At 67.4% G+C, this 20,620-nt stretch carries 22 protein-coding genes; 14 read left to right on the top strand and 8 right to left on the bottom strand.

What is annotated here, in order from left to right; genetic code table 11:
- Positions 1-26 precede the first annotated feature (26 nt).
- Positions 27-455 (bottom strand): VOC family protein, encoded by a 429-nt coding sequence (locus AB1281_RS17065; protein ID WP_100440047.1) that lies wholly within the window; start codon positions 453-455, stop codon positions 27-29.
- 91 nt (positions 456-546) lie between these two features.
- The gene (gloA, locus tag AB1281_RS17060) at positions 547-1,062 is read right to left on the bottom strand and encodes a lactoylglutathione lyase (protein ID WP_430346473.1); all 516 of its coding nucleotides are present in this window, start codon (positions 1,060-1,062) and stop codon (positions 547-549) included.
- Positions 1,063-1,187: 125 nt separating this feature from the next.
- Here gloA and AB1281_RS17055 point away from each other — a divergent pair, with 125 nt between their 5' ends.
- The gene (locus AB1281_RS17055; RefSeq protein ID WP_075676195.1) at positions 1,188-2,300 is read left to right on the top strand and encodes a PLP-dependent cysteine synthase family protein; all 1,113 of its coding nucleotides are present in this window, start codon (positions 1,188-1,190) and stop codon (positions 2,298-2,300) included.
- A gap of 69 nt (positions 2,301-2,369) precedes the next feature.
- Here the strand turns inward: AB1281_RS17055 and AB1281_RS17050 are convergent, their stop codons facing one another.
- Positions 2,370-2,774 carry a hypothetical protein gene (locus tag AB1281_RS17050; RefSeq protein ID WP_014038551.1) on the bottom strand — a complete coding sequence of 135 codons (405 nt, stop codon included), beginning with the start codon at positions 2,772-2,774 and terminating at the stop codon, positions 2,370-2,372.
- A 165-nt stretch (positions 2,775-2,939) separates the two neighbouring features.
- On the opposite strand from AB1281_RS17050, the gene AB1281_RS17045 reads away from it, so the two are divergent.
- Positions 2,940-4,970: a M3 family metallopeptidase gene (locus AB1281_RS17045; RefSeq protein ID WP_430346472.1), complete on the top strand. Its 2,031-nt coding sequence runs from the start codon at positions 2,940-2,942 to the stop codon at positions 4,968-4,970.
- A 71-nt stretch (positions 4,971-5,041) separates the two neighbouring features.
- Here the strand turns inward: AB1281_RS17045 and AB1281_RS17040 are convergent, their stop codons facing one another.
- From AB1281_RS17040 to AB1281_RS17030, 3 genes are all read right to left on the bottom strand, one after another.
- Positions 5,042-5,845: an SDR family oxidoreductase gene (locus AB1281_RS17040; protein ID WP_430346471.1), complete on the bottom strand. Its 804-nt coding sequence runs from the start codon at positions 5,843-5,845 to the stop codon at positions 5,042-5,044.
- Positions 5,842-6,408, bottom strand: a complete 567-nt coding sequence (locus AB1281_RS17035; RefSeq protein ID WP_032129027.1) for a DUF1415 domain-containing protein — start codon at positions 6,406-6,408, stop codon at positions 5,842-5,844. Before AB1281_RS17035 ends, AB1281_RS17040 begins: the two co-directional genes overlap by 4 nt.
- A gap of 101 nt (positions 6,409-6,509) precedes the next feature.
- Entirely contained in the window at positions 6,510-6,992 is a 483-nt protein-coding gene (locus AB1281_RS17030) for a YajQ family cyclic di-GMP-binding protein (RefSeq protein WP_014038547.1), read from the bottom strand.
- Positions 6,993-7,177: 185 nt separating this feature from the next.
- On the opposite strand from AB1281_RS17030, the gene AB1281_RS17025 reads away from it, so the two are divergent.
- The 3 genes from AB1281_RS17025 to AB1281_RS17015 all read left to right on the top strand — a co-directional run bounded on the left by AB1281_RS17025 (position 7,178) and on the right by AB1281_RS17015 (position 9,978).
- Complete coding sequence (locus AB1281_RS17025; RefSeq protein ID WP_049444938.1) at positions 7,178-8,074, top strand: DMT family transporter; 897 nt, start codon at positions 7,178-7,180, stop codon at positions 8,072-8,074.
- Between the two features lie 210 nt (positions 8,075-8,284).
- Positions 8,285-9,292, top strand: coding sequence for a methionine ABC transporter ATP-binding protein (locus AB1281_RS17020; RefSeq protein ID WP_430346470.1), 1,008 nt, complete (start codon positions 8,285-8,287; stop codon positions 9,290-9,292).
- Positions 9,289-9,978, top strand: coding sequence for a methionine ABC transporter permease (locus AB1281_RS17015; protein WP_014038544.1), 690 nt, complete (start codon positions 9,289-9,291; stop codon positions 9,976-9,978). The genes AB1281_RS17020 and AB1281_RS17015 overlap by 4 nt, the downstream gene beginning before the upstream one ends.
- 69 nt (positions 9,979-10,047) lie before the next feature.
- Here AB1281_RS17015 and AB1281_RS17010 read toward each other — a convergent pair whose 3' ends face one another.
- Complete coding sequence (locus tag AB1281_RS17010; RefSeq protein ID WP_014038542.1) at positions 10,048-10,650, bottom strand: lipocalin family protein; 603 nt, start codon at positions 10,648-10,650, stop codon at positions 10,048-10,050.
- Positions 10,651-10,777: 127 nt separating this feature from the next.
- Between AB1281_RS17010 and AB1281_RS17005 the strand changes: the two genes are divergently transcribed.
- Together AB1281_RS17005 and AB1281_RS17000 are read left to right on the top strand one after the other, a co-directional pair.
- Positions 10,778-11,101, top strand: coding sequence for a hypothetical protein (locus AB1281_RS17005; RefSeq protein ID WP_164116866.1), 324 nt, complete (start codon positions 10,778-10,780; stop codon positions 11,099-11,101).
- A 69-nt stretch (positions 11,102-11,170) separates the two neighbouring features.
- Positions 11,171-13,267 (top strand): prolyl oligopeptidase family serine peptidase, encoded by a 2,097-nt coding sequence (locus tag AB1281_RS17000; protein ID WP_430346469.1) that lies wholly within the window; start codon positions 11,171-11,173, stop codon positions 13,265-13,267.
- 165 nt (positions 13,268-13,432) lie between these two features.
- Here the strand turns inward: AB1281_RS17000 and AB1281_RS16995 are convergent, their stop codons facing one another.
- On the bottom strand, positions 13,433-14,620 hold the full coding sequence (locus AB1281_RS16995) for a pyridoxal phosphate-dependent aminotransferase (RefSeq protein WP_430346468.1): 1,188 nt from the start codon (positions 14,618-14,620) through the stop codon (positions 13,433-13,435).
- A gap of 196 nt (positions 14,621-14,816) precedes the next feature.
- Between AB1281_RS16995 and AB1281_RS16990 the strand changes: the two genes are divergently transcribed.
- The 7 genes from AB1281_RS16990 to AB1281_RS16960 all read left to right on the top strand — a co-directional run bounded on the left by AB1281_RS16990 (position 14,817) and on the right by AB1281_RS16960 (position 20,457).
- Entirely contained in the window at positions 14,817-16,928 is a 2,112-nt protein-coding gene (locus tag AB1281_RS16990) for a S9 family peptidase (protein WP_430346467.1), read from the top strand.
- Between the two features lie 54 nt (positions 16,929-16,982).
- Entirely contained in the window at positions 16,983-17,408 is a 426-nt protein-coding gene (locus AB1281_RS16985) for a YbaN family protein (protein ID WP_087923676.1), read from the top strand.
- Positions 17,409-17,490: 82 nt separating this feature from the next.
- On the top strand, positions 17,491-17,757 hold the full coding sequence (gene lptM / locus AB1281_RS16980; protein ID WP_430346466.1) for an LPS translocon maturation chaperone LptM: 267 nt from the start codon (positions 17,491-17,493) through the stop codon (positions 17,755-17,757).
- Positions 17,750-18,601 (top strand): diaminopimelate epimerase, encoded by an 852-nt coding sequence (dapF, locus tag AB1281_RS16975; protein ID WP_075676208.1) that lies wholly within the window; start codon positions 17,750-17,752, stop codon positions 18,599-18,601. Before lptM ends, dapF begins: the two co-directional genes overlap by 8 nt.
- On the top strand, positions 18,598-19,272 hold the full coding sequence (locus AB1281_RS16970; protein WP_049443709.1) for a DUF484 family protein: 675 nt from the start codon (positions 18,598-18,600) through the stop codon (positions 19,270-19,272). The genes dapF and AB1281_RS16970 overlap by 4 nt, the downstream gene beginning before the upstream one ends.
- 16 nt (positions 19,273-19,288) lie before the next feature.
- Complete coding sequence (xerC, locus tag AB1281_RS16965) at positions 19,289-20,179, top strand: tyrosine recombinase XerC (RefSeq protein ID WP_014038533.1); 891 nt, start codon at positions 19,289-19,291, stop codon at positions 20,177-20,179.
- 77 nt (positions 20,180-20,256) lie between these two features.
- Positions 20,257-20,457 carry a DUF3079 domain-containing protein gene (locus AB1281_RS16960; RefSeq protein ID WP_049421394.1) on the top strand — a complete coding sequence of 67 codons (201 nt, stop codon included), beginning with the start codon at positions 20,257-20,259 and terminating at the stop codon, positions 20,455-20,457.
- Positions 20,458-20,620 lie beyond the last annotated feature (163 nt).

Genomic DNA, 20,620 nt, shown 5'->3' with positions numbered 1-20,620 from the left:
CTTCTTCGTTCACGGCATCGGTGAAATCAGAAAGTGACCTTCACCGAGTCGGCGCTGTAGCGGGCCGGACCGTGATAGACCACTTCGATGTTGTTGCCGTCCGGATCGAGCACGAAGGCGCCGTAGTAGCCCGGATGGTAGGGGCGTTCGCCAGGAGCGCCGTTGTCGGTGCCGCCGGCGGCGATCGCGGCGGTATGGAAGGCATCGACGGTGGCGCTGTCGCGGGCCTGGAAGGCCAGATGGTGGCGGCCGGTCAGCTGGCCGGCGGCGGCCTCGCTGCTGGCGCTGGAAATGAACAGCTCGTCGGCCCAGAAGAAGTCCGGTCCCTCGCCGCCCAGCGGCACGCCGATGGTGTCGAACACCGCCTGGTAGAAGCGGCGGCTGGCGGCGAGGTCGCGTACGACCAGCTGGAGGTGGTCGATCAGTCGCCCGCGGTGCAGTTCCATCGTTTCCATACGAACCTCGCAAAAAAGGGGACGGAGGGGATTAAGTCGCTTCCGGCCCAATAGTGCCAGAAACGACTTAATCCCCTCCGTCCCCTTTTTGTCAGTTGGCGATGATCTCGACCCAGTAGCCGTCCGGGTCCTTGATGAAGGCCAGGTTCTTCATGCGGCCGTCGGTCAGGCGCTTCTGGAAGGCCACGCCGAGGTCTTCGAAGCGCTGGCAGGCGGCTTCGATGTCCGGCACCGACACGCAGATGTGGCCGAAACCGCGCGGGTCGCTGTTGCCGTCGTGGTAGACCGCGCCATCCTGGGCCTCGGTGCCATGGTTGTGGGTCAGTTCCAGCACGCCCGGCAGGCCGGCCATCCACGCGCGGCGCTGGGCATCGTCTTCCGGCACCACCGCGCCGGCCGGCACGTAGGCCAGGAAGTACAGGCTGAACTGGGCGTCCGGGAAGTCGCGCTTGTCGATCAGCTGGTAGCCGAGCACGCGGGTGTAGAAGTCCAGCGAGGCGGTGATGTCCTTCACCCGCAGCATGGTGTGGTTGAACACGAAGCCGCTGGTTTCGGCCGGGGCCTGGGCGGCGACGCCGGGGACATCGCGCAGGGCGGGAATGGTCATGGGGGAGGTCCTTCAGACGGGGCCGTTGCCGGCCGGATGGCTTCATTCTACCGGCCCGCACCTGACGGCACCGCGACGTACAATGGCCGGATCGCACCGTTCCGTCCTGATAACGATTGCCCGCCATGTCGCAGCGTGAATGGGTGGCCGCCGCCATCCGCAAGATCGAAGCCGATTTCAACCGTTCCGCCGATACCCACCTGATCCCGCTGGCGCTGCCCGGGTTCGAGGGCATCGACCTGTACCTGAAGGACGAGTCGAGCCATCCCACCGGCAGCCTCAAGCACCGGCTGGCGCGCTCGCTGTTCCTGTATGCGTTGACCAACGGCTGGTTGCGCGAGGGGCGGCCGGTGATCGAGGCCTCCAGTGGATCGACCGCCGTCTCTGAAGCCTATTTCGCCCGCCTGCTGGGCCTGCCGTTCATTGCGGTGATCCCGGCGACCACCTCGCCGGAAAAGATCGCCGCGATCGAGTTCCACGGGGGCCGCTGCCACCTGGTCGAGCGCGCCTGCGATCTCAACTGTGATTCGGAAAAGCTGGCCCGCGAAACCGGCGGTCACTTCATGGACCAGTTCACCTATGCCGAGCGCGCTACCGACTGGCGCGCCAACAACAACATCGCCGAATCCATCTTCAAGCAGATGGCCGAAGAGCCCAGCCCGGTTCCGGAGTGGATCGTCTGCAGCCCCGGCACCGGCGGTACCGCTGCCACGCTGGGGCGTTATGTCAGCTACCGCCGGCATGACACCCGCATCCTGTGCGCGGACCCGGAAGTGTCGGTGTTCTTCGACGGCTACAAGGCTGCCGTGGCCGGTGAACAGGACTGGCGCGGACTGACCTGCAGTGGTGGCTCGCGCGTGGAAGGCATCGGCCGGCCACGGGTGGAGCCGAGTTTCATCCCGACCAGCGTCGATGCGATGGTGAAGGTGCCCGACGCGCTGAGCCTGGCCGCGATGCGCCATGTCAGCCGCCAGCTCGGCCGCCGTGTCGGTGGCTCCACCGGCACCAATTTCATCGGCGTGCTGCAGGCGGCGCAATGGATGCGCGAGGCGGGCCACCAGGGCAGCATCGTCAGCATCCTGTGCGACAGCGGCGAGCGCTACGCGCAGAGCTATTACGACCCGGCGTGGTATGGGCGGCAGGGCATCGATGTCGACGGCGCCGATGCGCAGTTGGCAGCGGCGGTGGCCGGGCAGGGCTTGCCCGAACTGCCGTGGTGCAGCCTGGAAGCGTTGTAGCGCCCTTGTAGCGTCGAGCCATGCTCGACTCCCGGAAAGAGCCGTCGAGCATGGCTCGACGCTAGAGATTCAATACCCCGCCGCGGTGAACGCATCCAGCACCGCGTCGCGCAGCGCATCTGGCAAGGCCTCGATGTCCATCGCGCGGTCATCCAGGTGCAGGCTGGGGTCCAGGATGCTGGCACGGCCCTGGGCCAATGCCTGCAGCCACAGCAGCACGCAGATCACGAACTCGCGCTCGTGGCCCAGCTGCAGCTGGCTGGCGCCGCGCTCGACCACTTCGAACGGGTACCACTCCTGGGCGTCGTTGAAGGTGCCGCCCTGCTGCAGCACCGCCTGCAGCTGTTGCAGGTGGCGCGGGGCGTCATCGCCGGCGTCGCACAGCGCGGCGATCCAGGTCAGTTCGGCCGGGCTGGCAGACAGCGCCAGCGACCGCGCCGGTGAGGTGGATGCAACTGCAGCCAGACCTTCCATGTGGGGCCTCGTTTGGTACCTACCGCTGCGGACTCCCCCGCAGCCAGAGCTTCGGTGCGTGACCGTAAGGCCGATGTGAATGCCGCGCCCCCTTGTCAGCCACGCCTGCCAGCGCCATATCTACCGGGCTGCCCGCCCGCCGGGCCCGTTCCCTGGAGATCTGCCGTGACCGTTGCCAACCCCCTGCTCGATGTTTCCGGCCTGCCGCGCTTCGAGGCGATCCGCCCCGAGCACGTCGCACCGGCGCTGGATGTGCTGCTGGCCGAGGCCGAAGCTGCCGTCAGCAAGGCCGAGCAGGTGCAGCCGGTGCGCTGGGAGACCTTCGTCGCCCCGCTGGACGATGCCACCGAGCGCCTGTGGCGCGCCTGGGGCCTGGTCGGCCACCTGCAGGGCGTGGTCAACACCCCGGAACTGCGTGAGGCCTACAACAGCAACCTGCCGCGGGTGACCCGCTTCGCCAGCGCGCTGGGCCAGAACCTGGCGCTGTACCGCCAGTACCAGGCACTGGCCGCCAGCCCGGAGGCCGCGCACTTCGACGAGGCCCAGCGCAAGGTGCTGGACAACACGCTGCGTGATTTCCGCCTGGGGGGGGCCGAGCTGGCGCCCGAGGCGCAGCAGCGTTTTGCTGCGATCAAGGAAGAACTGTCGGCGCTGTCGGCGAAGTTCTCGCAGAACGTGCTCGATGCCACCGATGCGTGGTCGCTGATCATCGAGGACGAAGCGCGACTGAACGGCTTGCCGGAGGACGTGAAGGCCGCCGCGCACGCTGCGGCGGAAAAGGAGGGCAAGTCCGGCTGGAAGCTGACCCTGCAGATGCCGTGTTACCTGCCGGTGCAGACCTGGGCCGAAGACCGCGACCTGCGCGAGATCCTGTACCGCGCCAGCGCGCAGCGTGCATCCGAATTCGGTGATGACGCGCTGGACAACAGCAGCAACATCGACCGCATTCTCGCCCTGCGCGCGGAGCTGGCCGCGCTGCTCGGCTTCGCTTCGTACGGCGATTATTCGGTGGCGACCAAGATGGCGCAGGACCCGGCCGAAGTGCTGGGCTTCCTGCGCGACCTGGCCGCACGCGCCAAGCCGTTCGCCGCCAAGGATCGCGCCGAGCTGGAGCAGTTCGCGCGCGAACAGTTGGGCATCGAGACACTGCAGGCCTGGGACCTGGCATTCGCCGCCGACCGCCTGAAGCAGGCGCGCTACAGCTATTCCGAGCAGGAGGTGAAGCAGTACTTCACCGAACCGAAGGTGCTGGGCGGCCTGTTCTCGGTGATCGAGCAGCTGTACGGCCTGCAGGTGCAGGAGGACAGTGCGCCGGTCTGGCATGAAGACGTGCGCTTCTTCCGCCTGGTCGATGCACAGGGCGCGCTGGTGGGCCAGTTCTACCTGGACCTGTACGCACGCGAAGGCAAGCGCGGCGGTGCGTGGATGGACGATTGCCGCAACCGCCGCGAGCGTGCCGACGGCAGCGTGCAGACCCCGCTGGTCTACCTGGTGTGCAACTTCGGCCGTGGTGCCAACGGCAAGCCGGCCACCTTCAGCCACAACGAAGTGACCACGCTGTTCCATGAGATGGGCCACGGCCTGCACCAGTTGCTGACCCGCATCGGTGAGCTGGGCGTGGCCGGCATCAACGGCGTGGAATGGGACGCGGTGGAGCTGCCCAGCCAGTTCATGGAGAACTTCTGCTGGGAATGGGACCACCTGCAGGGCATGACCGCGCACGTGGACAGTGGCGAGCCGCTGCCGCGCGCGCTGTACGAGCGCATGCTGGCCGCGCGCAATTTCCACAGCGGCATGGCCACGGTGCGCCAGCTGGAGTTCGGCCTGTTCGACATGCTGCTGCACAGCCAGTTCGAACCGGCGCAGGACAGCGTGCTGGCACTGCTGGACCGCGTGCGCGCGGAAGTGGCCGTGAACCACCCGCCGGTCTGGAATCGCTTCCCGCACCAGTTCAGCCATATCTTCGCCGGTGGTTACGCCGCGGGTTACTACAGCTACAAGTGGGCCGAAGTGCTCAGCGCCGATGCCTACGCCGCGTTCGAGGAAGCGCCGCAGGCACTGGCTGAAACCGGTGCACGCTTCCGCGATGAGATCCTGTCGCGTGGTGGCAGCCGCCCGGCGGCGGAGAATTTCAAGGCCTTCCGCGGCCGCGCGCCGCAGATCGACGCGCTGCTGCGCCACTCGGGCATGGCGTAAGCGCAAAAAAGGGGACGGAGGGGATTAAGTCGTTTGTGCACAAACGACTTAATCCCCTCCGTCCCCTTTTTCTATTCGGCGTAGATCATCTTCCGGGTCATGCCGCCGTCGACGATGAAATCCTGGCCGGTGCTGAAACCGGACAGTGATGACAGCAGGTACACCGCCAGCGCGCCGATGTCCTCGGGACGGCCGACCCGGCCGACCGGGTGCTGCGCCTGGTCGATGGCCGAGTACTCCGGCGCGTGTCGGCGCGAGGGGGCCTGCCAGGCGGTGGTGCCGATCCAGCCCGGACTGATGCTGTTGACCCGCACCGCTGGGCCGGCACTGATCGCCAGTGCATGGGTGAACGCCACCAGCCCACCTTTGGCCGCAGCGTAGGCCTCGCTGTGCGCTTCGGATTGCCAGGCGCGGGTCGAGGCGATGTTGATGATCGCGCCGGCAGCACTGGCCGTCAGTGCCGGTAGTGCATGCTTGCTGCACAGAAAGGCACCGTGCAGCGAGGACAGGCGACGCTGCCACTCGTGCCAGTCCATGTCCTGCAGCAGCGTGCCATGCGGTCCGGCGATGCCCGCGTTGTTGACCAGCCCGTCGATGCGGCCGAAACGCTGCAAGGCGACGGCGATGAAGTCGCGCACGCTGGCTTCGTCGGTGATGTCCAGGCGCTGGAATGCGGCGTCGTCACCGCGCTGCCATTCCGCCAGACACGCATCGCCGGCCTCCACGTCCAGGTCGCCGATCAGCACGCGTCCGCCGGCACCGAGCACGGCCTGGGCGATGCCACGGCCGATGCCGTTGGCGCCGCCGGTGACCAGCACCACCTTGCCCGACAGCGGCGCGGCCGGCCATGCGGCAATCGGCGGCACCGTGCTCACGTCAGGTCTTCGCCACGCAGGCGGCGATGCCAGCCGTCCACGCCGATGCGGTCCAGGGTCTGGATGTTGCGCTCGACGATCACGTCCGGGTCCGGATAGACATCCACCGCGCGCGCCACGCTGTCTTCGCGCAGCAGGTGCAGGGTGGGGAAGGGCGCGCGATTGGTGTAGTTGCTGGCGTCGTCCGCTGCCACGCCGTCGAACTGGTAGTCCGGGTGGAAGCTGGCCACCTGCAGGATGCCCTGCAGGTCCAGCGCCTCGATCGCCGCGTCGGCGTTGTCGAGGAAATCGTTGTAGTCGAGGAAGTCGGTCAGCACCTGCGGATGCACGATCAGCGTGGTATCGATCTGCTCGGCCGGCGTATCGCGCAGCAGCACCAGTTCCTCGGCCAGCTGCTCAACCAGGGCTTCCGGCGTGGTCGCATCGCTGAGCACGATGCGGACCTGGTCCTTCACATACACCGCCTTGGCGAACGGGCACAGGTTCAGGCCGATGACGATGCGCTCCAGCCACAGGCGGGTGGCGGCGATCGGATCATCGGTGGGCAGGTGGGAATCGGTCATGGCGGGCACGTCGGCTGGCGGGGCCGCCATTGTAGGCGCGTCGCTGGCAACGCGCCGTCGTACCTGCCGCTGGCAGCGCCGGGCCATGCCCGGCGGATGCCTCAGTCGCGGAAGTTGTTGAACTGCAGCGGCAGCTCGAACTTGCCGGCCTTGAGCACGGCGATGGCGTCCTGCAGGTCGTCGCGCTTCTTGCCCTGCACGCGCAGCTTGTCGCCGTTGATCTGGCTTTCCACTTTCAGCTTGGCATCCTTCAGCGCTGCGGCGATCTTCTTGGCGATCTTCTGCTCGATCCCCTGCTTGACGGTGATCTTCTGCCGGGCTTGGGCCAGGTTGGTCTCGATGTCGCCGAACTCCAGGCTGAGCACGTCGATGCCGCGTGCGGCCAGGCGTGCGCGCAGGATGTCGTTCATCTGCTTGAGCTGGAACTCGGTCGGCGCGGTCTGGTTGATCACATCGCCGTCGCGCTCGAACTTGGCGTCCACGCCCTTGAAGTCGAAGCGGGTGCTCAGTTCGCGGTTGGCCTGGTCGATGGCGTTGGTCAGCTCGTGGGTGTCGACTTCGGACACGACGTCGAAGGAAGGCATGGGCGATGCTCCGCAGGATTCAGTGGTGGCCATTCTATCGCGAGGGCCCGCATGACTGCCTTCTGTAGAGTCGAGCCATGCTCGACCGCTGTGTGAAGAACAGTCGAGCATGGCTCGACTCTACAGAAGGGCGGCAGTCGAGCAAGCTCGACTCTACAATCCGGTGTGGTCGGCGATAATGGGCCATGAACGTGCAACGCTCCCCCTCGCGTGCGGTGGCCTGGATGGTCGCGGCAGTCGCCTGTTTCTCGCTGATGGACGCTGGCATGAAGCAGCTGTCGGCCAGCTATCCGACGCTGGAAGTGACCTTCCTGCGCGGCGCGGCCTCGTTGCCGTTCGTGCTGGTCTGGGTGCTGGCCAGCGCCGGGCCGCGCTCGCTGGTGCCGCGTCGCTGGGGCCTGCACCTGCTGCGTGGCGCGCTGGGCATGGCGATGATCGGCTGCTTCGTGTTCGCCCTGCGCGACCTGCCGCTGTCCACCGCCTACACCATCTATTTCGTCGCCCCGCTGCTGATCGCCGCACTGTCGGTGCCGCTGCTGGGCGAACGGGTCGGGCCGCGGCGCTGGGTCGCCATCGGCATTGGCCTGGTCGGCGTGCTGGTGGTGCTGCGGCCGGGCGTGGACGGTTTCATCTCGGTGCCCGGCCTGATGGTGCTGGCCGCGGCCACTGCCTATGCCGTGGCGGCGATCACGGTCAGCCTGCTGACCCGCACCGATACCTCGCAGTCGATGGTGGTCTGGTTCCTGGTGATCATGGCCATCGGCGCCGGCCTGCTGTCCCTTCCCGGCTGGGTGCCGCTGCAGCTGGCGCATGCGCCGCTGATCGCCGGCATGGGCCTGGCCGGGGCGCTGGGCCAGATCGCCCTGACCAAGGCGTTCCAGCTGGGCGAGGCTTCGATGATCGCGCCCTTGGAGTACAGCGGGCTGGTCTGGGTGATCGGCTGGGACCTGGCCTTCTGGGGCCAGCTGCCCGATGGCTATACCTGGGTGGGCGCGGCGATCATCGTCGCCTCTGGCCTGTACCTGCTGCACCGCGAGCGGGTGAACCGGCAGGAACCGCCGAAGCCGCTGGATCATCCCTGAGTCGGTTGGGCCAGGGAATGGGGTCAGAGCCCCTGCGGGGATCCGACCCCGGGGTCGGATCCCCGCAGGGGCTCTGACCCCAGCCAACGCGCCGGTGCGGGCGGCTTAGAACCAAAAGGAATAACATTCTGGCCCATGGCGCGGGCGCGCGACCGCCTGCGCTGGTAGGCTGCACGCCCCCTTCCGTCACCCAGCCGGTGAGCCACGCCCGTGATCGAGTTCCAGCGCCTGCACAAATCCTATGCCGTTGCCGGCCGCGAAGTCAGCGCGCTGCAACCGCTGGACCTGACCATCGAGGCCGGTGAGGTATTCGGCATCATCGGCCATTCCGGCGCTGGCAAGTCGACCCTGATCCGCATGATCAACCGCCTGGAAGAACCCAGCGGCGGCCGGCTGCTGATCGGTGGCGAGGATGTCACCGCACTGGACGCGGACGGCCTGCGCACGCTGCGCCGGCGCATCGGCATGATCTTCCAGCACTTCAACCTGCTGTCGTCGCGCACGGTGGCCGGGAATGTCGCCTTCCCGCTGGAGCTGGCCGGCACGCCGAAGGCGGAGATCGACGCGCGCGTGGCCGAGCTGTTGCAGACCGTGGGCCTGGAAGCGCACGCGCAGAAGTATCCGGCGCAGCTGTCCGGTGGCCAGAAGCAGCGTGTCGGCATCGCCCGTGCGCTGGCGACCCGCCCGCAGATCCTGCTGTGCGATGAGGCCACCAGCGCGCTGGATCCGCAGACCACGGCCTCGGTGTTGTCGCTGCTGTCGAAGATCAACCGCGAGCTGGGCCTGACCATCGTGCTGATCACCCACGAGATGGACGTGATCCGCCGTGTCTGCGACCGCGTTGCCGTGCTCGATGCCGGCCAGATGGTCGAGACCGGACCGGTCACCCGGGTCTTCCTGCACCCGCAGCACCCGACCACGCGTCGTTTCGTCAGCGAATCGGAGCACGTGGACGAAGGGTCGTTGCACCGCGATTTCGACGTGGTGGGCGGGCGCATCGTGCGCCTGACCTTCCTCGGTGGCGACACCTACGAACCCCTGCTCGGCAGCGTCGCGCGCCAGACCGGGGTCGACTACAACATCCTGTCCGGCCGTATCGACCGGATCAAGGACACCCCCTATGGCCAGCTGGTGGTCGCCCTGGTGGGCGGTGACCAGTCCGCCGCGCAGGCCGCCTTCGTGGCTGCCGGCGTGCATGTCGAGGAGCTGCGTCGATGATCATCGCCACTGCCGGCGGTTTCTTCCGCCACCTGGATGCGGGCAAGTGGGCCGACATCGGCCAGGCCACCATCGACACCCTGCTGATGCTGCTCGGTTCGCTGCCGCTGACCCTGGCCATCGGCCTGCCGCTGGGCGTGCTGCTGTACCTGTTCGGTGCGCCGCAGATGAAGCGCCGGCCGTTTGCCTATGGCGTGCTGGCGCTGGTGGTGAACCTGCTGCGCTCGGTGCCCTTCATCATCCTGATGATCGTGCTGATTCCGGTCACGCTGTTCCTGATGGGGACGTCGCTGGGCGTGCGCGGCGCGATCGTGCCACTGGTGATCGGCGCAGCGCCGTTCTACGCGCGCCTGGTCGAGACCGCGCTGCGCGAAGTGGACCGTGGCGTGATCGAGGCGACCCAGGCGATGGGCGCCACCACCTGGCAGCTGGTCACCCGCGTGCTGCTGCCGGAAGCGCGTCCTGGCCTGATTGCCGGTGCGACGGTCACCACCGTGGCCCTGATCGGCTTCACCGCGATGGGCGGTGCGATCGGTTCCGGCGGCCTTGGTGACCTGGCGTTCCGCGATGGCTACCAGCGTTCGCACACCGACGTGGCCCTGGTTACCGTGGTCCTGCTGCTGGTGCTGGTGCAGCTGCTGCAGATGCTCGGCGACCGCCTGGTCGCGCATTACAGCCGCAAGTAACGGGGCGCCGGGCGGCGCCCGGCATCGCTCGGGTAGTGCCGGCCGCTGGCCGGCAATCCCACGACCCGATCAACGCGCATTCGGCACTTCGTAGCCCAGCTTGCCGACCTGTTCCGGATGCTGCGGCACGCGCTTGAGCTTGTCGGTGTTCACGCCGTACTCGTCGCGCAGGCGCTCGGCCAGCTCCTTGTACAGGGCTTTGTCCATGTCCGGCTTGCGCGCGAAGATCCAGGCCATCTCGCGGCCCGGATAGCCGATCAGTGCCCATGAATAGTCCGGGGCGACTTCCAGTACCCGCGAATGGGTTGGCACCACGCGATAGAACCAGGTTCGCCAGCCATGGTTGCCGCTGTCGGGATCGACGCTGGCACGTGCGCGTATTTCCTGCAGCGGTTCGCCGAAGCCATCACGGTAGCGGTAGGTGATGCCGACCTTGTGCTCGTCGCGCAGCTCGTACTCGTTGACGCTGGCGACATGCCCGCGTTCGATGAAGTTCGGCACGCGGCCGATCACATACCAGGTGCCCATGAAGCGCTTCAGGTCGATCGGCGCCCCCGGGTCGGCCGCGTCGGTGGCGCTGGCGCGGGGCGACGGCGGCTCACTGGCGGCCATGGCAGGACCTGCCAGGGACAGAGCCAGCAGCACGGCGCAGAACGGGCGGATCGAAGTCATGCGGGAGCGGGCTCCAGTGGGCTTGCACGCGCATGGTCGACTGTGTGCACGCGATCCGTCAATGGTGTCGCATCCTGTGAGAAGGGGCTTGCCCAAGCTGTGTTGCATTGTCTACCGGAGAAGCCCCATGAACGCTCGTTCCGTCCGTCGTCCTGCAACTGAACGCGTCATCGAACGCGCCGACCCGCGCCTGCTGCGCGGCGTGCGGCAGCTGGCCCTGGCCGGGCTGGCGCTGGTACTGGTCTGGCCGGCGGCACGTGGCAGCAACGCGTGGTTGGGCTGGCTGCCGATGTGGCTGGTGGGCATGCCGCTCGCGGCCTGGTGGGCGCTGCTGCGCTTTCCGCTGCCGCGCCTGTCATGGCGGCGGCTGGCGCGGCGTACCGGTGGACAGGCGCGCCGTCGGCCGGCTCCCGCCGCACGCGGCAGGCGCAGTCCGGCGGCCACGGCCTGACCTTCGACACGGGGGAGGCTGCGACATTCCGTGCTAGCGTTCCACGGCTTATGACTGCCTGGAGCTGCAATGTCACGACTCGCTTCCGCCTGCCTGTTGGCCGGCATGATGACCGCTGCCTCGGTGGGGACCGCCGTGGCCGCTGAAGACACCGATCGCTACGCCTGGCTGGAGGACGTCACCGGCGACAAGCCGCTGTCCTGGGTCAAGGAACAGAATGCCAAGTCCGAGGCGCGCCTGGCGCAGACCCCGGCCTTCAAGCAGATGGAGACCAGCATCCGCGAGGTGCTCGACTCCGATGCCAAGATTCCCGGCGTGCAGAAGATCGGCGACTACTACTACAACTTCTGGAAGGATCAGCAGCACGAGCGCGGCCTGTGGCGCCGCACCACCCTGGCCGAGTACCGCAAGGCCTCGCCGCAGTGGGAGACCGTGCTCGACCTGGATGCATTGAACAAGGCCGAGGGTGAGAACTGGGTCTGGCACGGCGCCGATTGCCTGCGCCCGGATTACAGCCGCTGCCTGATCGCGCTGTCGCGCGGCGGCGCCGACGCCGACGTCACCCGGGAGTTCGACCTGGCCAACAAGACCTGGATCAAGGACGGCTTCTTCCGTCCGGAGTCGAAGGGTGGCCTCAACTGGGTCGACCGCGACACCGTGTTCGTCTACACCGACTTCGGTGCCGGCTCGATGACCACGTCCGGTTATCCGCGCGTGGCCAAGCTGTGGAAGCGTGGCACGCCGATGGCCTCGGCCACCGTGGTGTACGAAGGCAAGCCGGAAGACATGTACATCGCGGCGATGCACGATGACACTCCGGGCTTCGAGCGCAACCTGGTCAGCCGCACGCTGGCGTTCTACAACAACGAACTCTACCTGCGTGGCGACGACGGCACGCTGACCAAGATCGACGCGCCGAACTCGGCCGAGAAGGGCCTGCACAAGCAGTGGCTGACCCTGGAACTGCGCGATCCGTGGACCGTGGGCGGCAAGACGTACGCGTCCGGTTCGCTGCTGGCGACGAAGCTGGACGACTTCCTGGCCGGCAAGCGCGACTTCGAGGTGCTGTTCACCCCGACCGCGACCACCTCGCTGGCCAGCGCCACCTGGACCAAAAGCCACCTGGTGCTGAACGTGCTGGACGACGTCAAGAACCGCCTGTCGGTGCTGACCCCGGGCGCCACTGGCTGGCAGACCAGCCGCTTCGTCGGCGCGCCGGCCTTCGGCACGCTGGGCGTGGCTGCAGTGGACAGCAATGACAGCGACGCGGTGTGGCTGACCGCCACTGACTACCTGACCCCGACCACGCTGGCCTTGGCCGAGATCGGCCAGGCACCGGAAACGCTGAAGACCATGCCGGCCTTCTTCGATGCCAAGGGCAAGGTGATCGAGCAGCACTTCGCCACCAGCAAGGACGGCACCCGCGTGCCGTACTTCGTGGTGCACGACAGGGCGATGAAGCTCGATGGCTCCAATCCGACCCTGCTGTACGGCTACGGTGGTTTCGAGATCTCGCTGACCCCGAGCTATTCCGGTGGCATGGGTCGCGCCTGGCTGGAGAAGGGCGGCGTGTACGTGGTCGCCAACATCCGTGGCGGCGGCGAGTACGGCCCGCGCTGGCACCAGGCGGCGCTGAAGCAGAACCGCCACAAGGCCTATGAAGACATGGCCGCGGTGGCACGGGACCTGGTGAAGCGCAAGATCACCTCCGCCAAGCACCTGGGCGTGCAGGGCGGCAGCAACGGTGGCCTGCTGACCGGCAACATGCTGACCCAGTACCCGGAACTGTTCGGTGCGGTGGTGGTGCAGGTGCCGCTGCTGGACATGAAGCGCTACAGCCACCTGTTGGCCGGCGCCTCGTGGATGGCCGAGTACGGCAACCCGGATACCAGCGACTGGGAGTTCATCAAGACCTTCTCGCCGTACCACCTGTTCAACGCGAAGAAGAACTACCCGCCGGTGCTGTTCACCACCTCCACCCGCGATGACCGCGTGCACCCGGGCCACGCCCGCAAGATGGCGGCGAAGATGATCGACGCCGGCAAGGACGTGACCTACTACGAGAACATCGAAGGTGGCCACGGCGGCGCAGCCAACAACGCGCAGGCCGCGCATATGTCCGCGCTGGCCTACAGCTTCCTGTGGGAGCGGTTGGGCGGCAAATAAGCAGAACGGAAAACGCCGCCCCAGGGCGGCGTTTTTCTTTGGGGCCACATATCCACGCATGGCGTGGATCTACCCATGAACGTCACGCATGGCGTGGATCTACCTATGTACCGTGCGCTGGAACAGTAGATCCACGCCATGCGTGGATGCCGTTCGCGCGGACGATCAGCCGCTCCAGCGCTTCAACCCACGCGCGATCCGTGCCACGGCTTCCTGCAGCCGCGGTACTTCCTGGGTGTACGCCAGCCGCACATGCTGGTTGGCGCGGTGGAAGCCGAAGTCCAGGCCGGGGGTGAACGCCACGTGCTCGGTTTCCAGGAAGTGCGCGCAGAACGCCTGCGCGTCGTCGGTGAACGCGCTGACATCGGCGTACAGGTAGAACGCGCCCTGCGGCTCGACTTCAATGCGGAAGCCAAGCTCACGCAACGCGGGCAGCAGGAAGTCACGGCGCTGTCGGAACGCCTCGCGACGCTGTTCGAAGATCGCCATCGATTCCTCGCTGAAGCAGGCCAGTGCGGCGTGCTGGGCAATGCTCGACGCGCTGATGTACAGGTTCTGCGCCAGCTTCTCCAGATCGGGTACCGCTGACGGCGGTGCCACCAGCCAGCCCAGCCGCCAGCCGGTCATGCCGAAGTACTTGGAGAAGCTGTTCAGCACGAACGCGCTGTCGTCCACCTGCAGCACGCTGGGCGCGTCCAGGCCGTAGGTGAGGCCGTGGTAGATCTCGTCCACCACCAGATGGCCGCCGCGCGCGTGCAGGGTCTGCGACAGGGCGGCCAGTTCGTCGGCGGACAGCACGGTGCCGGTCGGGTTGGCTGGGGACGCGACCAGCGCGCCGACGCTGTCGGCATTCCAGTGCTGTTGCACCAGCGACGGGGTCAGCTGGTAGGCGGTGTCCGGGCCGACCGGCACCAGTTGTGCGCTGCCTTCGACGAGGCGAAGGAAGTGGCGGTTGCAGGGGTAGCCGGGGTCGGCCAGCAGCCAGTGGCGGCCGGGATCGACCAGCAGGCTGCTGGCCAGCAGCAACGCACCGGACCCACCCGGGGTGACCAGGATGCGTTCGGGATCGATATCCAGCCCATAGTGGCTGCGGTAGAAGCCGCTGATCGCCTGGCGCAGCGCCGGCAGGCCACGCGCGGCGGTGTAGCGGGTGTGGCCGGCGGCCAGTGCGGCCTGGCCGGCACGCACGACGGGTTCGGCGGTAGTGAAGTCCGGTTCGCCGATTTCCAGGTGGATCACATCGTGGCCCGCCTGTTCCAGCGCCTGCGCGCGGGCCAGCAGGGACATCACGTGGAACGGAGCGATTTCATGGCTGCGCCGGCTGTAGCCCGGCGTGTGGGGCAGGGTACTCATGTGCCCATGGTACGCCGCGCGCGGGGAGCATGCGTTCGGGTAGTGCCGGCCGCTGGCCGGCATTCCGACCCATTCCGGAGTTCATGAGGTTGCCGGCCAGCGGCCGGCACTACCGGCAGGGTTGCCGGCAGTCCTTCCGCGACCCAGACTCGGACACAAGGACGCCATTGCATTGCCGCTCAAGGAGCCTTATCTCATGAAATCCACCCTCTGCCTGTTACTCGCCAGCCTGATGACCACGACTGCTACCGCCGCCACGCCGCCCGTTCCGCCGGATGCCGCCAAGCATCCGCATGTGGTCAAGGCGCCGTTCGGCGCGACCCGCAACGATGACTATTACTGGCTGCGCGACGACAAGCGCGAGAACAAGGAGATGCTGGCCTACCTGCAGGCCGAGAATGCCTACGCCGACCAGCTGCTGGCACCACTGAAGCCGCTGGAAGACACCCTGTACAAGGAGATCGTCGGCCGCATCAAGCAGGACGATTCCAGCGTGCCGGCGCGCGAGCGCGGCTACTGGTACTACAGCCGCTTCGAGACCGGCCAGGACTACCCGATCCACGCGCGCCGCAAGGGCAGCATGGAGGCGGCCGAGGAAATCCTGCTGGACGTCAACGCGATGGCAGCCGGCAAGGGCTACTTCAGCGTCGGCTCGATGGAAGTGAGCCAGGACAACCAGCTGCTGGCCTGGGCCGATGACGATGTCGGCCGCCGCCAGTACACGATCCGCTTCAAGGACCTGGCCACCGGCCAGGTGCTGCCCGATGTGATCACCGGCAGTTCCGGCGACCTGGTCTGGGCCGACGACAACCGCACCGTGCTGTACGTCGAGAACGATCCGGAAACGCTGCTGACCGTGCGCGTGAAGAAGCATGTGCTGGGCACCCCGGCCAGCGCCGACACCATCGTTTATGAAGAGAAGGACGACAGCTTCTACATGGGCATCGGCCGCACCCGCGACGATCGCTTCATCACCATCGGCGTGCACAGCACCGTGTCTTCGGAAGAGCGCTACGCGCCGGCCAGCGACCCGACCACCTTCACCGTGCTGGCGCCGCGCCAGCGTGATGTCGAGTACGACGCCGACCACTACGACGGCCGCTGGGTGATCCGCACCAACGACGGTGCGAAGAACTTCAAGCTGGTTACCGCACCGACCGATGCGACCTCGCGTGCGCAATGGAAGGACTGGATCGCGCACGACGATGCGGTGTTCATCGAAGGCTTCGAACTGTTCGATGCGTATACCGCCATTGCCGAACGTTCCGAGGGCCTGGAGCGCATCCGCCTGCTGTTCAAGGATGGCCGCAGCGACTACGTGAAGGCCGATGAGCCGGCGTATTCGATGGGCCTGGGCGACAACACCGAGGCCGATACGCCGTGGCTGCGCTACGTCTACACCTCGATGACGACCCCGACCACGGTGTTCGAGCTGAACACCGCCACCGGCGAGCGTCGCCAGCTGAAGCAGCAGCCGGTGATCGGCTATGACGCCTCGAAGTACGAGACCGACCGCGTCTGGATCACCGCACGCGATGGCGTGAAGGTGCCGGTGTCGCTGGTCTACCGCAAGGGTTACCAGAAGGACGGCAAGGGCGCGCTGTTCCAGTACGCCTACGGCAGCTACGGAATGTCGATGGATCCGTACTTCAACCAGACTGCGGTAAGCCTGCTCGATCGTGGCGTGGTGTATGCCATCGCCCACATCCGTGGCGGCCAGGAGATGGGCCGCGACTGGTATGAGAACGGCAAGCTGCTGCACAAGCAGAACACCTTCAACGACTTCGTCGACGTCACCCGTGGCCTGGTGGCGCAGGGCTGGGCGGCGAAGGATCGCGTGGCCGCGTCCGGCGGCAGCGCCGGTGGCCTGCTGATGGGCGCGGTGGCCAACCAGGCCCCGCAGGATTACCGGGTGATGGTGGCGCAGGTGCCGTTCGTCGACGTGGTCACCACCATGCTCGACCCGACCATTCCGCTGACCACCAACGAATACGACGAGTGGGGCAACCCGGAGCAGAAGCAGTACTACGACTACATGCTGTCCTACTCGCCCTACGACAACGTGAAGCAGCAGGCCTACCCGGCGCTGTTCGTGGGCACCGGCCTGTGGGATTCGCAGGTGCAGTACTGGGAGCCGGCCAAGTGGGTGGCCAAGCTGCGTGATGACAACACCGGCCACTACCCGATCCTGTTCCGCACCAACATGGAAGCCGGCCACGGCGGCAAGTCGGGGCGCTTCCAGCGCTACCGCGAACTGTCCGAGTCGTACGCGTTCGTGCTGCAGCAGCTGGGCATCGCCCAGCCGTAACGGCAAAGGGGTGCCGGGCGCTGCCGGGCACCCCGAACCGGTATCCTTGCGGCCATGAGCCTGCCCGAGCCATCTGCACCCCGCGATACCGCCACGCCGCCGCGCGTGGTGCGTTTCCGTTGGGCGTGGTGGCTGCTGGCGTACGTCAGCCTCGGCACCGGCATCGTCGGCATCTTCGTTCCGGGCCTGCCGACCACCGTATTCATCCTGATCTCGGCCTGGGCTGCATCACGTGGGTCCGAACGCCTGCACAACTGGCTGCTGCAGCATCCGCGTTTCGGCCCGGCCATCGCCAACTGGCAGGCGCACGGTGCGGTCAGCCGCTACGGCAAGTGGATGGCCACGATCACCATGGCGGTGTGCGCCGCCATCATGCTGTGGTGCGTGCCGATTGCCTGGGTGAAGTGGTTCTCGATCGGCAGCATGACCGTGGTGGCGATCTGGCTGTGGACGCGGCCGCTGCCACCGCCCGCGGATTGAGCGCCTGCGGGAGTGCCGGCCGCTGGCCGGCAACCCGATCCCCTGCACGAACCGCTCAGCCGCCAATGGCTATACTCGGGGCATGAAGATCCCCCATCGAAACGCCATCCTGATTCCGCTGGCAGCGGCCTCGCTGCTGCTCCTCGCCGCCTGCGGCAACAAGGGCCCGCTGGTACTGCCGCAGAAGCCGGTGCCGGTGGAAGAAACCGTCGAACCCGCTGCCGAGCCCGCCACCGAGGCGACCCCGGCGCAGACCCAGGGCAGCGGCACCCCGGCCACGACCGTGGACCCGGCCGCACCGACCACCCAGCCGGTGCCTGCGAAGAAGGCGGGCAGCGGGAATGAGTAAGGCCGGTTCCAAGGCCCTGCGCTTCAGCAAGATGCATGGCGCGGGCAATGATTTCGTAGTGATCGACCTGCGTGACGGCAGTGCGCCGCCCACGCCCGAGCTGGCCGCGCGCCTGGCCGACCGCCACACCGGCGTTGGCTGCGACCAGATCCTGACCATCGAGGCGCCGCGTGCGGACGGTTCGGTGGCCTCGTATCGCATCTGGAATGCCGACGGTTCCAACTCCGAACAGTGCGGCAACGGCGCGCGCTGCATCGCCGCCTGGCTGGTGCGCGAGGGCAGTGCGCAGGGCGATGCATTCGTCATCGACAGTCCGCTGGCCAGCCATGAAGTGAAGGTGCTGGGCGAGGGGCAGTTTGCGGTGACGATGGGCGTGCCCGCCTTCGAGCCGGCCAACGTGCCGCTGATGGGGTTTGCGCACCCGCGCGAGGAATACCTGTTGCCGCTGCAGGGCGAGAGCGTACGCTTCGCCGCGGTGTCGATGGGCAACCCGCATGCGGTGATCGAAGTGGGCCTGATCGATGCTGCACCGGTCGAGCGCGTCGGTGCGCTGCTGCAGCAGCATGCGTCGTTCCCGCGCTCGGTGAACGTGGGCTTCGCCCAGGTGATGAGCCCGGCGCACGCCCGCCTGCGCGTGTTCGAGCGCGGCGTCGGCGAAACCCTGGCCTGCGGCAGTGGTGCCTGTGCCGCCGCGGTGACCCTGATGCAGCGTGGCCGCCTGCAGCGCGATGCGCGCATCAGCCTGCCCGGTGGCGACCTGCGCATCCAGTGGCCGGGCGATGGCCAGCCGGTGGTGATGGCCGGCCCGACCGCATTCGTCTTCGAAGGGGAGTGGATCGCATGACCGAAACCGTCGACAAGCTCGGGGCCCATGAAGTCGCTGCCTGGTTGCGGCGTCATCCCGGCTTCCTCAAGCAGTTCCCGGACCTGGCCCTGACCCTGGTGGTGCCGCGCGACGACGGCCCGACCGCGTCGTTGGCCAGCTACCAGCTGGAAGTGCTGCGCGAGAAGAACCGCGAGCTGGCACGACGGTTGGCCGATCTGGGCGCGACAGCCCAGGTCAATGAACGCCTGGCGGTGCGCACGCACCAGCTGACCCTTGCGCTGATGAAGCAGGACAACGCCGCCGACACCCTGCGTGCGATGGCCGCATCGCTGCAGGAAGACTTCGCCGGTGACCTGGTGCGGCTGGTGGTGCACGCGCCGGTGGCCGGGCTGGAGCAGGCCGACTGGCTGCAGGTGATTGCCGCTGACGATCCGCAGCTGGGCCCGTTCCGCGATTGCCTGAACGACGGCGAGCCGATCTGTGGCCGCCTGCAGCCGGAAAAGAATGCCGTGCTGTATGGCGTGCGCAGCGAAGAAGTGCAGACCACCGCGCTGCTGCCGCTGCCGGGCGTCGGCCTGATCGCGGTCGGCAGCCACGACCCGAACCGCTTCTACCCGGGCATGGGGACGTTGTTCCTGCGCATGATGGGCGACGCGCTGGTCACTGGCCTGAAGCGCTTCCCCGGCTGAGCAGGGCACGTCGACGATGAGCGCGGTACAGGCCTTCCTGCAGCACCTGCAGGTGGAGCGGCGGATGTCGGCCCATACGCTCGACGCCTACCGCCGCGACCTGGACGCGCTGTCGGTCTGGGCCGAGCCGCGTGGCATGGCAGTGGAGGCACTGGATGCCGACGCGGTGCGCCAGTTCGTCGCCGACGAGCACCGGCGCGGCCTGTCGGCCAAGAGCCTGCAACGCCGCTTGTCGGCCTGCCGCAGTTTCTACGCCTGGCTGCTCAAGCACGGGCGTATCGAGGTCAGTCCGGCAGCGACGCTGAAGGCACCGCGCGCGCCGCGCCGCTTGCCCCAGGTGCTTGATGCGGACGAAGCCGTGCAGCTGGTTGAGCTGGAGCCGGAAGGTGAACTCGGCCGCCGTGACCGCGCGCTGCTGGAATTGTTCTATTCCTCCGGCCTGCGCCTGAGCGAAGTCTGCGCGCTGACCTGGCGTGACCTGGATTTCGACAGTGGCCTGGTCAACGTGCTGGGCAAGGGCAACCGCCAGCGTCGGGTGCCGTTCGGCCGGCCCGCTCGCGAGGCGCTGCAGGCCTGGCGTGCGGAAAGTGGCGGCGGTCCGGCCTCGCCGGTGTTCCCCGGCCGCAACGGGCCGATCAGCCAACGCGCGGTGCAGATCCGCATCCGCCAGCTGGCGCAGCGCCAGGGCCTGTTCAAGCACGTGCACCCGCACATGCTGCGGCACAGTTTCGCCAGCCACATCCTGGAATCCTCCGGCGACCTGCGCGGTGTGCAGGAGCTGCTGGGCCACGCCGACATCGCCACCACGCAGATCTACACCCACCTCGATTTCCAGCACCTGGCCAAGGTCTACGACGCCGCGCATCCGCGCGCCAAGCGCCGCAGCAAGGACGACAAGGCTGAATAGCCCGCCCTTGATCTGGATCAGGGCAGGTCGGATGCAACTGGCGCACCGTGGCCGCAGGCCACGAGGACACCGCTGCCATGGCGAAGCCCATACCGTTGCATCCCAGACACCCCGAGCGCATCTGCTGGGGCTGCGACCGCTACTGCGCGGCCGACGCGCTGGCCTGCGGCAATGGCTCCGGCCGCACCCAGCATCCGATCGAGACGCAGGGTGAAGACTGGTACCTCGCCTGGGGCATCGAGCCGAATCCGGACCGGCCGTCGCAGGCCAAGCGCTGAACGGCAGGCGTTCCACGTTCGGGCGGCGGGGTCCGCGCGCATTGCGATGCGCTCGTTAAAAGGGCGCCCTCTTCCCATGGGGCGCCACCAAGCGCTGAACGGCAGCCATCCGCGCAGGCTTGATCGCACCCGGCGCTGTCCCCATGTCCCGTGAACAGCTATC

The sequence above is a fragment of the Stenotrophomonas sp. NRRL B-14846 genome (genome assembly GCF_050473585.1).
GTDB lineage: Bacteria > Pseudomonadota > Gammaproteobacteria > Xanthomonadales > Xanthomonadaceae > Stenotrophomonas.
This window is presented reverse-complemented; position numbering and strand designations above follow the sequence as displayed.

Bases quoted from the DNA above. Each gene is read 5' to 3' on its own strand.
- AB1281_RS17065 (WP_100440047.1), bottom strand. From the start codon at position 455: ATGGAAACGATGGAACTGCACCGCGGGCGACTGATCGACCACCTCCAG.
- gloA (WP_430346473.1), bottom strand. From the start codon at position 1,062: ATGACCATTCCCGCCCTGCGCGATGTCCCCGGCGTCGCCGCCCAGGCC.
- AB1281_RS17055 (WP_075676195.1), top strand. From the start codon at position 1,188: ATGTCGCAGCGTGAATGGGTGGCCGCCGCCATCCGCAAGATCGAAGCC.
- AB1281_RS17050 (WP_014038551.1), bottom strand. From the start codon at position 2,774: ATGGAAGGTCTGGCTGCAGTTGCATCCACCTCACCGGCGCGGTCGCTG.
- AB1281_RS17035 (WP_032129027.1), bottom strand. From the start codon at position 6,408: ATGACCGATTCCCACCTGCCCACCGATGATCCGATCGCCGCCACCCGC.
- AB1281_RS17030 (WP_014038547.1), bottom strand. From the start codon at position 6,992: ATGCCTTCCTTCGACGTCGTGTCCGAAGTCGACACCCACGAGCTGACC.
- AB1281_RS17025 (WP_049444938.1), top strand. From the start codon at position 7,178: ATGAACGTGCAACGCTCCCCCTCGCGTGCGGTGGCCTGGATGGTCGCG.
- AB1281_RS17015 (WP_014038544.1), top strand. From the start codon at position 9,289: ATGATCATCGCCACTGCCGGCGGTTTCTTCCGCCACCTGGATGCGGGC.
- AB1281_RS17010 (WP_014038542.1), bottom strand. From the start codon at position 10,650: ATGACTTCGATCCGCCCGTTCTGCGCCGTGCTGCTGGCTCTGTCCCTG.
- AB1281_RS17005 (WP_164116866.1), top strand. From the start codon at position 10,778: ATGAACGCTCGTTCCGTCCGTCGTCCTGCAACTGAACGCGTCATCGAA.
- AB1281_RS17000 (WP_430346469.1), top strand. From the start codon at position 11,171: ATGTCACGACTCGCTTCCGCCTGCCTGTTGGCCGGCATGATGACCGCT.
- AB1281_RS16995 (WP_430346468.1), bottom strand. From the start codon at position 14,620: ATGAGTACCCTGCCCCACACGCCGGGCTACAGCCGGCGCAGCCATGAA.
- AB1281_RS16990 (WP_430346467.1), top strand. From the start codon at position 14,817: ATGAAATCCACCCTCTGCCTGTTACTCGCCAGCCTGATGACCACGACT.
- AB1281_RS16985 (WP_087923676.1), top strand. From the start codon at position 16,983: ATGAGCCTGCCCGAGCCATCTGCACCCCGCGATACCGCCACGCCGCCG.
- lptM (WP_430346466.1), top strand. From the start codon at position 17,491: ATGAAGATCCCCCATCGAAACGCCATCCTGATTCCGCTGGCAGCGGCC.
- dapF (WP_075676208.1), top strand. From the start codon at position 17,750: ATGAGTAAGGCCGGTTCCAAGGCCCTGCGCTTCAGCAAGATGCATGGC.
- AB1281_RS16970 (WP_049443709.1), top strand. From the start codon at position 18,598: ATGACCGAAACCGTCGACAAGCTCGGGGCCCATGAAGTCGCTGCCTGG.
- xerC (WP_014038533.1), top strand. From the start codon at position 19,289: ATGAGCGCGGTACAGGCCTTCCTGCAGCACCTGCAGGTGGAGCGGCGG.
- AB1281_RS16960 (WP_049421394.1), top strand. From the start codon at position 20,257: ATGGCGAAGCCCATACCGTTGCATCCCAGACACCCCGAGCGCATCTGC.